Here is a 14902-nt window from a genome sequence, read left to right as displayed (position 1 = left end):
ATATGAACCAATATTTAGCGATTACTTCAAATGGCTTAGAAAACTTGCTTGTTGAAGAGTTAAAAACGCTCGGAATAGCTGATTTAAAACCCGTACAAGCAGGGGTGAAATTTAAAGCCACCAACGAACAGATATACCGTTGCTGTTTATGGAGCCGTATTGCTTCAAGATTTGTACGCGTACTGTCGGAATTTAATTGCCAAGACGATATGGATCTCTATCTATCTGCTTCTGCAGTGAATTGGTCGTCACATTTTACAAGTTCGAAAAATCTCGTGGTTGATTTTAATGGCACGAACCGAGAAATTCGAAACAGCCAATATGGTGCAATGAAGGTTAAAGACGCCATAGTTGATAGTTTTACGAAAAAGAATTTAGAACGCCCATCAATTAGTAAAGAACAGCCGGATATTAGAATCCATGTCCGTTTGCATCGAGAAAAAGCTATTTTAGGTATAGATTTGGTGGGCTTAGGCCTTCACCAAAGGGGATATAGAACCGAGGCTGGAAAGGCCCCACTGAGAGAAACGTTAGCGGCAGCTATTGTAATGCGTAGTGGTTGGAAAAAAGGCATATCCCTGTTAGATCCTATGTGTGGTTCAGGTACATTATTAATTGAAGCGGCGCTGATGGCTGCAAATATGGCACCTGGTGTTTTACGTAGCAAATGGTCTTTCGAAGAACTCAATGACTTCGAACCTGAACTATGGGCCGAGATAAAGGCAGAAGCAAATGTCCAAGGACGAAAGGGTGTCAAAAATATTGACACTAAATTCTATGGTATAGATAACGATAAACGTATGTTAACTATTGCTAAACAGAATGCTAAGCGTGCTGGATTAGAAGGTGTTATAGAGTTCTCCTTAGGCGATGCTGCAACTCTAGCTCGCCCAGAAGGATACGAGTCAGGTGTTATACTTTCCAATCCACCTTATGGTGAAAGATTGGGAACTGAGCCGGGTTTAATCGCCCTTTATACTTCCTTTGGTGCACAGCTTAAGGAACACTTCGCAGGTAGTAAGGCTTCGATATTTTCAAGTTCTGATGAGTTACTAAGCTGTCTAAGGATGCGGGCAGACAAGCAGTACAAGCTACAGAATGGTGCGTTACCTTGTCACCAAAAAAACTATTCAATTAGTGAAAAACGAGCTGAAGGGAGCGTAAATACAAGTAATAACGTACAAATTGCTCCCGATTTTTCAAATAGATTAAAGAAAAACATCGCTAAGATAGGAAAGTGGGCAAAACGAGAGCATTTAGACTGCTACCGTATTTACGATGCCGATTTACCAGAATATAACGTCGCGATTGATGTTTATCTTGATAATCTCGTTATTCAAGAATATGCCGCGCCTAAAGATATCCCTGAAGAAAAATCTAAAAGACGCCTAACAGATGTGATACGTGCAGCGATACAAGTGACTGGCGTAGATGCAAACAAAGTGGTTCTTAAAACTAGAGAGAAGAAAAAAGGGACGTCTCAATATCAAAAGCTAGGCGAAGGCTCTAGGACATTTGAAGTAAATGAATACGGTGTTAAGTTGCTGGTCAATCTTCACGATTACTTAGATACGGGCTTATTCCTTGATCATAAATTAACTCGTCGTATGCTTGGTGAACTGGCAGCTGGCAAAGATTTCCTAAATCTTTTTGCTTATACAGGTTCAGCAACGGCTCACGCGGCGTGTGGTGGCGCTAAATCAACAACAACGGTTGATATGTCTAAAACCTATATTGAATGGGCTAAAGAAAACTTAAAGCTTAATTCGAAGGTAGGCCGCCAGCATAAATTTGAACAAGCTGATTGCTTACAATGGTTACAAAAAGCGCAAGACAGTTACGACCTTATTTTTATTGACCCACCTACCTTTTCTAATTCGAAAAGAATGGATCAGACATTCGATGTTCAACGAGACCATATCGAATTAATGAAAGATCTAAAACGCTTGCTACGTGCAGATGGCACGATTGTATTTTCTAACAACAAGCGTCATTTTAAAATGGATTTAGACGGTCTAAAAAGTCTCGGTTTAAACGCAACCAATATTTCGTCTAAGACATTACCAATGGATTATGTGAGAAATAAACAAATTCATAACTGCTGGCTAATAACGCATGCTGAAGCATCGTAATTTAAAACTTTACAGTACAGAAGGGTGCCATCTTTGTGAGCAAGCGTTGGATATGTTGCTCGCACTTAAGGTTTCACCTCAAGTCATTGATATTGCATACAATGATATGTTATTTGAGCGTTACGGGGTCACTATTCCAGTGTTAAATTATGCTGATAATGAGATTAATTGGCCCTTTGATAATGAAAAACTTAAATTTTGGTTAGAAGAAAATGGCATTACTTACCATACATAATGGTCAACTGGCTTTTGGCGATGTACCGCTACTCGATGGTTCAGATTTCGCTTTACAAGAAAATGAAAGGGTTTGTTTAGTAGGCAGAAATGGCGCCGGTAAATCGACGTTAATGAAGATACTTTCTGGTGAAGTCATAATGGATGACGGCAAGTATCAAATCACACAAGATGTTGTGGTTTCCCGTCTAGAGCAAGATCCCCCTAGAAATATAGAAGGAACCGTACTCGATTACGTTTCAAGTGGTTTAGCGGAAGTAGGCAAACTACTGACGATCTATCAAGATCAACTTGATCTTGTCGCTAGCGATCCGACAGAGAAGCACATTAATCGCTTAGCTAAGATTCAAGACGAACTAGAACATGTCGGTGCCTGGCGTTTTGAAGACCGTATAAAGAATGTATTGGCGGCATTAAAATTGGACGGACATACGAAATTAACGGATTTATCTGGTGGCTGGCAAAGAAAAGCCGCATTGGCAAAAGCACTAGTGTGTGACCCAGATGTTTTATTGCTAGATGAACCAACAAACCACCTGGACGTTACCACAATTGAATGGTTAGAAGGGTTTCTAAAGGACTTTAGAGGCTCAATTATTTTTATTTCTCACGATAGAACCTTTATTAAATCAATGGCGACTCGGATCGTTGATCTTGATCGAGGAAAGTTAAGCTCTTTTCCTGGCAACTACGATCAATTTCTAATTGATAAAGAAGAAGCTCTAAGAGTTGAAGAGATGCAAAATGCCGAGTTTGATAAAAAACTAGCTCAAGAAGAAGTTTGGATACGACAGGGTATAAAGGCCCGAAGAACTCGTAACGAAGGCCGTGTTCGGGCGCTTAAGAAGCTACGACAAGAACGAAGCGATAGATTAGAAGTACAAGGTAAAGCGAATATTCAGATAGATACTTCTAACCGTTCAGGAAAAATTGTGTTTGAAGCTGAGAATCTTAATTTCAGTTACGAAGGCAAGCCAATTGTATCGGATTTCAGCTTTAATATTATGCGTGGCGATCGAATAGCGTTAATAGGGCCAAATGGTTGTGGTAAAAGCACGGTCTTAAAACTGCTTCTCGATCAATTAGAACCACAATCAGGCTCATTACGATGCGGAACCAAACTCGAAGTTGCGTATTTTGATCAGTACCGAGAAACACTGGATCCGGAAAAAACCGTAATAGATAACCTTGCGGATGGCAAGCAAGAGGTCACTATCGGTGGTCGTGAAAGGCATGCTTTAAGTTACCTTCAGGATTTTTTGTTCTCACCTAAAAGGGCAAGAACGCCGGTAAAAGCGTTATCTGGTGGTGAAAAAAACCGTCTACTATTGGCCCGATTATTTACTAAATCAAATAATTTATTGGTGCTCGATGAGCCAACCAACGATTTAGATATAGAAACTTTGGAACTTTTAGAAGATTTGCTTGCCAATTATGAAGGTACGCTTTTACTTGTAAGCCATGATCGACAGTTTGTTGATAACACGGTAATGACGAGTTGGATTTTTGAAGGTAATGGCGTGATAGAAGAGTTCGTTGGCGGTTACCATGACGCACAACAGCAACGTACACAAGCCATACAGTCTCGTAAAATTGAGCCGGTTGTTACGAATAAAGTGGTTGAGCAAGCTCCCAAAAACACTCAGTCACGCAGTAAACGTAATAAATTATCGTATAAGCTACAACGTGAATTAGAAGAGCTACCAGCGAAACTAGAACAGTTTGAAGAAGCGATTGAATTGCTACAACAGACTGTAAATACTCCAGAATTTTTTGCTCAATCCGTTGAGCAGACACAACGCGTATTAGACGAACTAAGTGCTCAAGAAAAGCAGTTAGAAGTAGCGTTCGAAAGATGGGAAGAATTAGAAGCTATGCAACAGGAAATAGAGAATTAAATGAGTAGTAAGACATTTAAGCTATCCACTTTAGCGATATTAATATTGGGTGCAACGCAAGCCAACGCCGCTCTTTATAGAGTGGTTGAGGTATCCTCTAGTGGTTCTGAAAGTTACTCGGCTGCTATAGAGTCTGGTGAGGTATCAGGGACAGAACTTGGCTGTTTTGGCTCGACAAGTTGTGGTGTTGATGACTATAAATTAGCTGGGGACACTCGAGAAGGGTTCGCTGGTTTTTCCTATAAGCAGGAAGTCCCATTTGGAATTGACAATCGTTTTTATTATTTAGACCGAGATGACATAGATAGCTATTGTGACAATGAGCTAGGTTACTCAACATGTGAGAGTTGGTCTTACAACCGTTGGTTCGGTTACGAAAATATTGCGGGCCTTTACCGTGAACGTCAAGCATGGAATTTAGGAACATATACGTCAAATGCGTCTGGGTTTTTGCAATCTACAGTCGTAGAATCGCCATCAACCACTGCGCCTACAGGGACGTCGTTAATTTCTAATAGCAAGAACGTTGTTATTAACGCTATTGAGGGTACCGGAACAAATACTAAAGTTATCGGAAACACCAATAGTGGCTATTTCTCGAATGGCAGCAATGCGATTTTAAAATATCGTGACCGTGGTTTTTATGATACGACGTTGTTACTACCACAATCTACAACTGATGGCGCTCATAAGATAGTAGAAGAAATGGGCCGAACGATGGCGTTCGACTCATTTGAATTTGGTGGGGAGACATATGTAGTCGGTTCTGGCTCTGTTGCGCCATTTAACTATACTGATGACGATAAAAACTATTTAGGGGCCGTTAGCAATTGCGTCGGTTACAGCGAAGCCGCTTTGTATTCTGAATGTCAAAACTTCGCCTTCGCTATGAAGCCGTTCGTGTGGCAGGTGAGTAACTTAACTGACAGTAGTTCTGCTACTGGTTTTGCAGCCGCGCTATGGAATGGCATAGGTAACAGCACCGGTATCGATACTTATTCTACGGCAAACAAAGACGATTATTCAGCTCAAGGAACTGTTCGTTCTGCTACATTGAACTCTGACGGCAACCCAGTATTAGTCGGTTATAATACGACAGAATACAATAGTCGCTTGTTGATGCAAGCTGCGGTATTTTATCCGAAATCAGGTTTTTCGGCAGTGGAAGAAAACGCTTGGGAAACGACATTTATTACCAATGCTACCGTTCGCATCGATGATGACTACATCTACAGCAATTCTGTCGCGAAAGACATCAACGATAATCTATTAGTTGTTGGCGAAGCTAAACGTGACGGTAATAAACCAGAAGCCGGCGCAGCCAATAATCGATTGTTTATTGCTGATGCAAGTTCTGGCAGTCCTTCTGCAGAATATTTTAGTGGTGGAATCTTCTTTTCTGGCGCAGGTGGTGAAGCAAACGCTATAAACAACCTGAATGAGGTGGTGGGTCAGATAGATGCAGAAACGAACCGAGAAATTAACGGTAAAAAGCGTAGAAGACGGGCGTTTATTTATCCTTATGAAGGAACCAATTCAGACGTAGAAAGAATGGCCATATTTGCTGATCAGGCTTGGTGGTTAGATGACCTGACTAATGGTGGTGATTACAGTTCGGCTAACAACCATTTTAGGATTGTTAATGCAACGGATATAAACGACGCAGGTGTTATTTCTGCAACTGCATTGAAATGTAGTATAGGTGAGTACGACTCTACAGCACATAACGCTTATTGTGGCAGTGGTTCATCAGAAGAGAAAATCGTAGCCGTTAAACTGATACCTATTTCTGGTGCTACGAGTGCTCAGATTGAATCACGTTCTCTAGATTCAGAAACGGTTTCTAGGTCGGGTGGTGGTTTTGGTATTTTTGCTTTGACACTACTTGGTTTAATTAGTTTCAGAAGAAATAAATAATTATTGTCAGCTACCGACACGGGTTCAAATTTTTTGAGCCCGTGTTTTTTTATGCTTGAGAATCGGTTAAGAATGAACCAATATTAGTAGTGGAGTTGAAAAACTCTATGTAAACACTAATACATTAGGAACCATCTAAAGGTATAAGGATTGACAATATGAAGAGACAAAAGCGTGACCGCCTTGATAGAGCACAATCACAAGGTTATAAAGCAGGACTTAACGGAAGGTCAATGGAAGAGTGTCCATATCAACAAACAGATGCAAAATCGTTTTGGTTAGGCGGATGGCGTGATGCTAGAGATGATAAAAACTCTGGTTTATACAAATAACAACTAATTAATTTTATTATGGCCCCTTAACTGGGGTCATAATAAAATGCATAACGCACTATAACTAAATGCATTAAAGTAAAAAAGACAGCCCCAAAGGGCTGTAGCTTTGAATATTTGTACCTAAAAACTTGATGTATCTTTGAAGAGACCCACTTTAAGATCTTTCGCTACATAAATTTCTTTTCCATCAACGAGAACACGGGCATCGGCTAATCCCATCACTAATTTCCTATTAATGACACGTTTCATGTTGATTTGGTACGTAACTTTTTTAGCGGTAGGTAATATTTGTCCCGTAAATTTCACTTCACCTACACCAAGCGCGCGGCCTTTACCTTCACCACCAACCCAGCCAAGAAAGAAGCCAACTAATTGCCACATAGCATCAAGACCTAAACAACCTGGCATTACAGGGTCACCTGGAAAGTGACAATCGAAAAACCAAAGATCAGGAGTAATGTCTAATTCAGCTTCTACATAACCTTTACCAAATTCACCGCCGTCTTCTGTCATTAGATTGACACGGTCCATCATTAACATGTTCGGCGCAGGTAGTTGTGGGTACCCCTCACCAAACAATTCACCACGGCTCGAGGCTAAAAGGTCTTCGCGATTATATGAGCTACGTCTGTTCTGCATTTTTTATCTACTCCAAATTATGGTACGTGCATATTAGTGAACACGTGTAAGCTAATCAAGTCCGATCAGTTGCTTAACCATCGACTTTTTAATCTTTGTAACAATGATTCGTGGTTGTCTCGACGATTAAAATAGGCAATACGATCTGATATTCTATTCAAGATTGCGTCGTCATCTTCGCCACGAAATTGTTTCCCTGTAATTAATACTATCGCCTCATCAACATTCTCTATAGACCATATGTTAAATTGATCGTTACGTATGCTGGCAATGACGTCCTTATGTAAGGATAGATGTTTTAGGTTTGATTTGGGTAATATTACACCTTGATTACCAGTAAAACCCTGGTATTCACAGACGCGATAAAAACCTTCAATTTTTTCGTTAAGACCACCGACCGCTTGAACCCGACCGAACTGATCAACAGCACCAGTAACAGCGAGCTGTTGGTTAATTGGTGTATCTGATAGGGCACTTACTAAAGAGCAAAACTCGGCTAATGATGCACTGTCGCCATCCACTTCACAGTAGGATTGTTCAAATACAATAGAAGCAGAATAAGGTAGTGGTTCATCAAGATCTAGTGCTGTACTAACCAACGCTTGCATAATCATCATGCCCTTAGCGTGTAGATTGCCTCCTAGTTCAGCCTTACGTTCTACATCTGCGATATCACCGTCACCAAAATGGATGACACAAGATATCCGAGCAGGCTCACCATAGGAAATAGGGTGACCGGGTATATCAATAACCGTTAAACCATTAACTTGCCCAACTTGCTCACCACTTGTCTCGATAATTACTTGGCCTTCTAAGATATCGTCTAATGCACGTTTAGGTAGGTAAGATTCTCGATAGTATTTATCATCAATCGCTTTATCTAAGTCAGCCTCCGATATATCACGATTAACAGAGTAAATAGCAGCTTCACTTAGTAATGAGTTATGCCATTGAAGACACAATGGGATAGCATGTTGATCTTCGCATTCCCTTGTCCCTGCTGTTAACAAACGACGTATAGCTGACCCATCTAACATCGGTGTTCCAAACTTTCCTATAAGCCCTTTCAGATAAGATAAATAAGCTGGTAGTGATTCCTGAGAAAGTTTGAATTCCAATTCAACTTCGCTGAACATACAGAATCCAGACTGTATATCTGAGTCAAAATAGTCTAATTCACACATCTGTTCCCGATCACCAATGACTATCAGTTTTACATCAACCTGATGAGCAGGTGGCTCCATGGCAATATGCTTAGGATCAACACTTACCGGAGAAACATATTCTCCTAATAAAGCTGATTTCAAAACCATCCAAGCCGAAGGGTTAGCCATTATCAAATTTGCTGAAACAACAAGATATCCACCGTCAGCTTTTTTTAATAGTCCTTGTGAAAGCGAATCAACAAGACCATTTTTAGCTTTGTATTCGCCAAGTATTGCTCGCATCTCAAGTGTTTCTGCTTTAATAACAACACGTTCATCAGGGACTAAGTGTTCATCGCGTATAGCATCTAAAATGGCATTACGATAGATCGCATTATCCGGTGAATTTATCAGTAGAACTTTAGTCCAGTTTCGCAATTGTTCGAATCGAAGCATTGCGGCTCTTAACCTAGGCTGAAGGTCAAAAAAGGATAGGGGGACAAAGATGAAAATTCTTGGACAATATTTTCATACTCATCAAACTGTGGTGTGACGGAGCGCCAGTCTTCTTGATTCATTTCGACTTAATATGGTGAAAAGGGCGTTGATTATATATAAAAAGCGTTGCGCCTAATAGTTATAATCCTAGTTAACAGTTTTTAAGCTAAAAATACCTTAGAGGCTTGTCACTATAGGGGGTTATGGGTTACGCTGTAACCACTAAGGGATCTGGATAATACTCATGAAATACCAACAACTTGAAAATCTTGAATGCGGCTGGAAATGGCAATATTTGAGTAACAAATGGAAAGATGGTACGCAAATCACAAGGCATATTGACACAAGTGAAGTGGATAGGGCTGTCCAGATGCTAAGGGATATTGAGCATGAACCTATTCTAGTTCTGGATTGGATAGATCACCACATGTCTTTTGAATTAGAAAACAAACTTAAGCAAGCAATTCGAGCGAAAAGAAAGAGACATTTTAATGCTGAGCAGGTGCATACTAAGAAAAAGTCTATTGATCTAGACTATCGCGTATGGGAAAAGCTTTCTGGTAGAGCAAATGAACTCGGATGTACATTGTCAGATGCTATTGAATATTTGCTTAGCGAAGCGTCACGCACAGAGAAAGCGAGTAGAACGGTTAGCAGTTTAAAAGAAGATCTAAGCAAGTTGCTTGGTGACTAACTAAGGGGACGAGTATGTTGTATGTTGTTTTAATTGGTGCTTTGCTTATTTTTTGGTTAGTCGGTGTTGACAGGCCTAAATTGAAGCTCGAATTTAAAGATGGTGAACTTATAAAACACAAAGGCAATTTACCGCCAGCATTTGGTCATAGCTGCAAAGAAATAGCACACAAAAATCCGTTTAGTGGCACAGTAAAAGTTTATATGACACGAGCTGGCGCTAAATTGAAATTTTCAAAAGGCATTCCCAACAAAATTCAACAACGAATTAGGAACGTATTTCCTCATCAAGGGTTTAAGTCGCATGGTAAAAAGAAAGCCTAGTTAATCTTTGATTGGCAGGCCTAGCCATATGTGTAGAAAAGGCCCTCGGTGATAAGTAAGTATTGATTGCATTTCATATTTTTATTCCATTCTTCTCAATAGAATAGCTATTGACGACTTCGTTAATAGCGCCAATACTGTATTAATAATCCCAAGGATTAAAGGGAATCATTCAATGTTTTGTTTACCAAAATACGGTTTAGCACCTAATTATAGTTTTAAATGGCTGGCGCTTATCGCTCTATTTACCACTTCTAACTCTTTCGCTGAAAACAAAATTTTGGTTGCGGCTACATTAGAATATCCTCCCTATGAATATACCGAAAATGGAGTGGCTCGTGGTATAGCTATAGACATAATCAAAGAGGCCGCACTCAGAACGAAAACCTATGATATCGAGTTTGATTTTTTACCATGGAAGAGAGCTGTTTACACGGTAAAATCTGGACATAATGACGTTCTTTTCAATGCAGGAAAAAATGAAGAACGCCAACAATGGGGAAAATATGTCGAGAATATCCTCATTTTACAAGAATACGTACTGTTCAAAAAAGAAGTTCAAGCATTAACGTTAATTCGAACTTTGACAACGTGAAAAATCATTCAATAGCTGTTCGACTAGGCTATTTGTATGGCAGCGGTAATTTCAGAAATGCGATTGACCAAAATAAATTTTCTCGGGTGACTTTTTCAAAATCAACACAACAGAGTGTAGATATGCTCTTGAGCGATCGAATTGATTTATTTGTTGGAGATTATCTGCCGGTAATGCATTACATTAAAAAGAATGGGCTTGAAGATAGAATCGACATTGTTAAAAATTCAATTGATAAAACAAATGACCTAATAGTACTCACATGGCCAACATATATCTTGTTTAACAAAGAAAGTGTTACGGATCGATACGTTGACGATTTTAATAACGCTATGACTGAAATGAAACTTGATGGCTTTATCGACAACGTGTTTAAACGTTACAACTAGAGGTAGTACATGCAAGAAAGTGTGTACGAGCTTCAGAAAATCTAAGATGTCACATAGAACAACTTAAAACTTTTTAATACCATATTTTAATTACTATATAAGTGCGTATTACGTACATTATGTTAAATGAACTGTAGTCACTGAACTGTCTACTTGTCATTTTATTCTCCAAATCATATGAAAAACAACATTCGAAAGCGTTCGCTGCTTACACTATCTACCTAGTCATGTAATACTAATATTAGTTTACTGAATAGTTAATTAGGAAATACAGATATGCTAGAGAATTTTAAAAAGAATTTAAGAGGACACCTTACCGGAATAACAGTTGGGTTTTGGATTACCACTACATTGGTTGGAATGAATAATCCAATAAATTTCTATGGTACATGGATTTGTGTTGCCATTGCGATCAGTTTAACTTCTGCTTTGGTTATAACGCACAAGAAACCAAGTGTCGATTAATATAGGGAATACCAAAGGGGGCATGTTAACGGTCCCCTTCTTATGTACGTTAAGACTCGCAGGCTTATTCATCACGACAAGGGTAAAAGTGGCGTTACATCTTCGATAGTTTTATTTTCCTGTCCTTATTGACCACACAGAAATTACCGCGTTTTGTACGGCACTTGGAGCAACGTTCACATAAAACGGGTGACTTATCCCCTCTTCTCCAACGCTTAATTAAGTTGGGCTCTGACAGCAATGGTCTCGAAAGTGCAAAATATTCTATATTTGTATTGTTAGAAATAGCTTTAATAGCATCAATACAAGTCAATCCACCAACCGTTATTACAGGTACATTAACTTCCTGGCTAATCGCGTTGCCGTACTCATGAAAATAGCCTTCTTCTTGGATAGTATAGCCATCGAAAGACTGGCCGATCATAGCACTGGCTTTACCATGAATGTTGCCAGAAATGATTATTGCGTCTACTCCAACCTGTTCTAAAGCCATACAAATTTTACGAGTTTCATCAAAAGTTAAACCTCCTTCGAAAAACTCCGTTGCCGTAAGTTTTACAAAAATCGGAAATTCATCTCCTACTAATTTACGGCACTCTCGGTAGATTTCGAGTAAAAATCTCATACGGTTTTCTAAATTACCACCATATTCATCTTCGCGTCGATTGTAATATGGACTTAAAAATTGATTAATGAGATAGGTGTGGGCTGCGTGGATCTCTACACCATCAAAACCGGAATTTTTTGCTCTAAGCGTTGCCTTAGCAAAGGCATTAACGATGTAGTCTATCTCAGACTTAGTCATCGCTTTGCCTTGAGTTTGTGTTCCTATTTCTGGAACGTCACTAGGGGAAAAAATGGTTCTTTCACCAACATTATATGTGGTTTTAGTTCCGCCATAAGCAAGCTGCATAACAATCTTAGAGTCGTTGTCATGAACTAAGTCGGTTAGTTTTACGTACTCTTCGATAAAAGAATCGTTGTACATTCCCATCATACCAGCATTGGGTTTTTCTTCTTCAACGATATTTGCATAGCCAGTTACAATAAGCCCGACTTCACCTTTGGCTAGCTCTTCATAAATAGCATAGAGCTTGTCCGTCATATGGCCTTCTTCTGTGGCCATATTTTCCCAGGTAGCACTTCTCATGAAGCGATTTTTTAGTTCCAATGTACCTATGCGGCTTTGTGTAAACAAATTGCTCAAGTCTTATCCTCTATATTGTTAGTTTGGCTTATTGTAGGCGTGACAAATGAGCCGTGATAATACAGCCAATATTGATAGTAATTCTTAATCTAGATTAACTTTATAGTAGTGGGATGTTCCCAAAGCAGAGCTTAAATGCAGGAACCCTATTCTAATTTTAGAAATTGATTTTCACATGTTCTTTAGAAACAATGTGAAAATCAATAAGGTATGATTGTCGATATGTTAGAGATGTTAGAGATGTTAGAGATGTTAATTAAGCCAATTTGAATTCTGAAACTTTCACTTTTTGTTGATCTGATTGTTCTTTTAATTTTTGGCTTGCTTGTTGATTTTTTAATGCTTCATTACTGGTTGCTTCGCCTAGATCTACGATATTGTGCATGCTTGAGTTAACTAAAGCCGCTACTTGTAGTTTATCTTGCGCTGTATTTGCTATCTGCTGGCTACTGTCTTGTATCTGACCTAAGACTTCATCAATTTGCCTTAGTTGTTGCTCGTTTTTTTCAGTCTGAGTAAAGCAAGTCGAAGCCATCCCCTCGCCTTTAGTCAAAATAGTCACTGTTTCATCTGAGGCCGCTTGTAACATGTGAATGACTTCGCGGATTTTAATTGTTGAATCTTGTGTACTACTAGCTAATGCACCGACCTCGTCTGCCACTACAGCAAATCCTCGTCCCTGATCTCCGGCACGTGCCGCTTCTATAGCAGCATTAAGTGCCAGTAATTTAGTTTGCTCAGCTATTCCTTTTATTACATCTAGAATAGAGCCTATATCATCAGACTGTTGTTTTAATTGTATTCCCTTTGCAACAGAGTCTTTCATTGCATGTTGAAGTGATAACACAATATCGTGGGTGATTTTAACATCGGCACGCCCAGAGCTGACTAAAGCCGACATCCCTACTATTTCGTCTCTCGTGCGATTAGCAAGTACAGATACTTCCTGAATGCCGATTTCCATTTCTTCAACCGAATTAGCGACCGAATCAATTTGAGATTTTTGATCCTTTATTAAAGAACGAGTATTTTCGCTAGAAGACAAACCAACATCAGATCCTGTTGCCAACTGCATAGCATTGTTGACTACCTCACCTATGATTGAATTTAGCTGAACGGTTAATGCGTTGATTTGTTGGGCTAATTGCCCAAATTCATCATCAGATTTCACATCAATGTTTTTAGAGAAGTCTCCACCAACTAATCTCTTTAAATGTGTGAGTGTACGTTTTAATGGTCCATTGATGCTTCTTATAACACTCCATACTACAAGGACTGAAATGAAAATAGAAATCGTCAAGACTAATACCATTTGTAGTGACGCTTCTTGACTACTTTCTTGGGCGACTGCTTTTGCGCTAGCTATTTTCATTCCTACTAGTGAGCTGGCTTCGTCTAATAACAAAAGTACATCATCTGTTCGCTGATTTATTATCGATAATTGCTCATTTTGTTTCTCTAGTAGAGAGATACTGGTTGATAATGTGTCGAATAATCCTTTAGGTTCAAACGCGTTAACGATCAATTCGTAATACCCATCTAGTGGGAAGTCGCTTTCTGAAATGATTGACGTAATTTGCTCTCGTTTTGAGGTCATAGATTGATGATGAATTTCTACTTCTGCAAGATAACCAGCTTGTTGATCTTGTGATTTTGCAAAGAAAGCTTTTTCGAGTGACCGGCCTAGTAAATTGCCATCATTTTGTAAGCCTTCAGCTAACCAACCGATGTCAGGACTGACCGAATCGATAAACATTTTACTGTCATCAGAGAAAAACTCCCATTCATTTACGAAGTTATCTACTTTTTCTTTTTGTAAAAGGTCTGATTCTATCCATTGTTCCCGAATTTGAAATTGTTCATTAGCCGCTTGAATCAATAGCTCGGATGCAATACTTACTTTTGCCAACACCTGTTCAATATCGTGATAACCTTTAATATTTTCATTTAGTGATAATGTTGTTTGGTTATAGGTATCAAAAAGTTGCATTGTTTTTTGATGTAAATTGCTTCTATTTTCATTATCCAAAGAAGCACTATGTAAACTAACAAGCCGAGAAATATTAAGAACAAGACCAGACAATCTATTTGATTTCTCTGCCATAGGTGCGAGTTGATCGACGGTCTCGTTTAAGTGAGCTTCAAGCCCCTTTATATTACTTTGGCCAATTAAAGCCGTTGTAACAATCAACATAAAAAGAACAATGAAGCCAATTAGAATTCGTTTAATCACAGATAAATGCATAATTAGTTAGACTCGAAAATTAATGAACGCGGGGTATCAAAATTGTTAATAATTAGTATAGCGACAGGGTAAAGAGTAAAATGAGTTTTAATTGCAAATACACCCTTGAAACGTGATCAAGGCAACATTCATCATACAAATAAAGTTTTTATGATGTTACACCGAAGGAATGTTTTCGATAGTATT

General features: G+C 39.0%; 12 protein-coding genes and 1 pseudogene. 9 read left to right on the top strand and 4 right to left on the bottom strand.

The annotated features are described in order from the left end of the window. Nucleotides 1–2: 2 nt before the first annotated feature. From rlmKL to rmf, 5 genes are all read left to right on the top strand, one after another. Nucleotides 3–2132 (top strand): bifunctional 23S rRNA (guanine(2069)-N(7))-methyltransferase RlmK/23S rRNA (guanine(2445)-N(2))-methyltransferase RlmL, encoded by a 2130-nt coding sequence (gene rlmKL, locus PGX00_RS09675; RefSeq protein WP_272135664.1) that lies wholly within the window; start codon nucleotides 3–5, stop codon nucleotides 2130–2132. Beyond that, nucleotides 2116–2367 carry a glutaredoxin family protein gene (locus PGX00_RS09670; protein ID WP_272135661.1) on the top strand — a complete coding sequence of 84 codons (252 nt, stop codon included), beginning with the start codon at nucleotides 2116–2118 and terminating at the stop codon, nucleotides 2365–2367. Before rlmKL ends, PGX00_RS09670 begins: the two co-directional genes overlap by 17 nt. Beyond that, on the top strand, nucleotides 2345–4264 hold the full coding sequence (locus PGX00_RS09665) for an ABC transporter ATP-binding protein (RefSeq protein ID WP_272135658.1): 1920 nt from the start codon (nucleotides 2345–2347) through the stop codon (nucleotides 4262–4264). Before PGX00_RS09670 ends, PGX00_RS09665 begins: the two co-directional genes overlap by 23 nt. Continuing rightward, nucleotides 4265–6181: a DUF3466 family protein gene (locus PGX00_RS09660; RefSeq protein ID WP_272135655.1), complete on the top strand. Its 1917-nt coding sequence runs from the start codon at nucleotides 4265–4267 to the stop codon at nucleotides 6179–6181. 158 nt (nucleotides 6182–6339) lie between these two features. Further along, nucleotides 6340–6513, top strand: coding sequence for a ribosome modulation factor (rmf, locus tag PGX00_RS09655; RefSeq protein WP_272135653.1), 174 nt, complete (start codon nucleotides 6340–6342; stop codon nucleotides 6511–6513). 123 nt (nucleotides 6514–6636) lie between these two features. On the opposite strand, the gene fabA is transcribed toward rmf, so the two are convergent. After that, entirely contained in the window at nucleotides 6637–7155 is a 519-nt protein-coding gene (fabA, locus tag PGX00_RS09650; RefSeq protein ID WP_272135651.1) for a bifunctional 3-hydroxydecanoyl-ACP dehydratase/trans-2-decenoyl-ACP isomerase, read from the bottom strand. 65 nt (nucleotides 7156–7220) lie between these two features. Further along, nucleotides 7221–8878: pseudogene (locus PGX00_RS09645) on the bottom strand (AAA family ATPase). Between the two features lie 164 nt (nucleotides 8879–9042). Here PGX00_RS09645 and matP point away from each other — a divergent pair. The 4 genes from matP to PGX00_RS22905 all read left to right on the top strand — a co-directional run bounded on the left by matP (nucleotide 9043) and on the right by PGX00_RS22905 (nucleotide 10799). Then, nucleotides 9043–9492 (top strand): macrodomain Ter protein MatP, encoded by a 450-nt coding sequence (gene matP / locus PGX00_RS09640; protein ID WP_272135648.1) that lies wholly within the window; start codon nucleotides 9043–9045, stop codon nucleotides 9490–9492. 14 nt (nucleotides 9493–9506) lie between these two features. Beyond that, nucleotides 9507–9815, top strand: coding sequence for a DUF3634 family protein (locus tag PGX00_RS09635; RefSeq protein ID WP_272135646.1), 309 nt, complete (start codon nucleotides 9507–9509; stop codon nucleotides 9813–9815). A 175-nt stretch (nucleotides 9816–9990) separates the two neighbouring features. Beyond that, nucleotides 9991–10410 carry a substrate-binding periplasmic protein gene (locus tag PGX00_RS22805; RefSeq protein WP_323131690.1) on the top strand — a complete coding sequence of 140 codons (420 nt, stop codon included), beginning with the start codon at nucleotides 9991–9993 and terminating at the stop codon, nucleotides 10408–10410. Between the two features lie 128 nt (nucleotides 10411–10538). Next, complete coding sequence (locus PGX00_RS22905) at nucleotides 10539–10799, top strand: hypothetical protein (RefSeq protein ID WP_407702350.1); 261 nt, start codon at nucleotides 10539–10541, stop codon at nucleotides 10797–10799. Nucleotides 10800–11358: 559 nt separating this feature from the next. Here the strand turns inward: PGX00_RS22905 and PGX00_RS09625 are convergent. Together PGX00_RS09625 and PGX00_RS09620 are read right to left on the bottom strand one after the other, a co-directional pair. Then, nucleotides 11359–12471 carry an NADH:flavin oxidoreductase gene (locus PGX00_RS09625; protein ID WP_272135643.1) on the bottom strand — a complete coding sequence of 371 codons (1113 nt, stop codon included), beginning with the start codon at nucleotides 12469–12471 and terminating at the stop codon, nucleotides 11359–11361. 256 nt (nucleotides 12472–12727) lie between these two features. After that, nucleotides 12728–14704 carry a methyl-accepting chemotaxis protein gene (locus PGX00_RS09620; protein ID WP_272135641.1) on the bottom strand — a complete coding sequence of 659 codons (1977 nt, stop codon included), beginning with the start codon at nucleotides 14702–14704 and terminating at the stop codon, nucleotides 12728–12730. Between the last annotated feature and the right edge of the window lie 198 nt (nucleotides 14705–14902).

The organism is Vibrio algarum, from assembly GCF_028204155.1.
GTDB lineage: Bacteria > Pseudomonadota > Gammaproteobacteria > Enterobacterales > Vibrionaceae > Vibrio > Vibrio algarum.
Note: the sequence above shows the minus strand (reverse complement) of the source record. Positions and strands in the feature narration are given on the sequence as shown.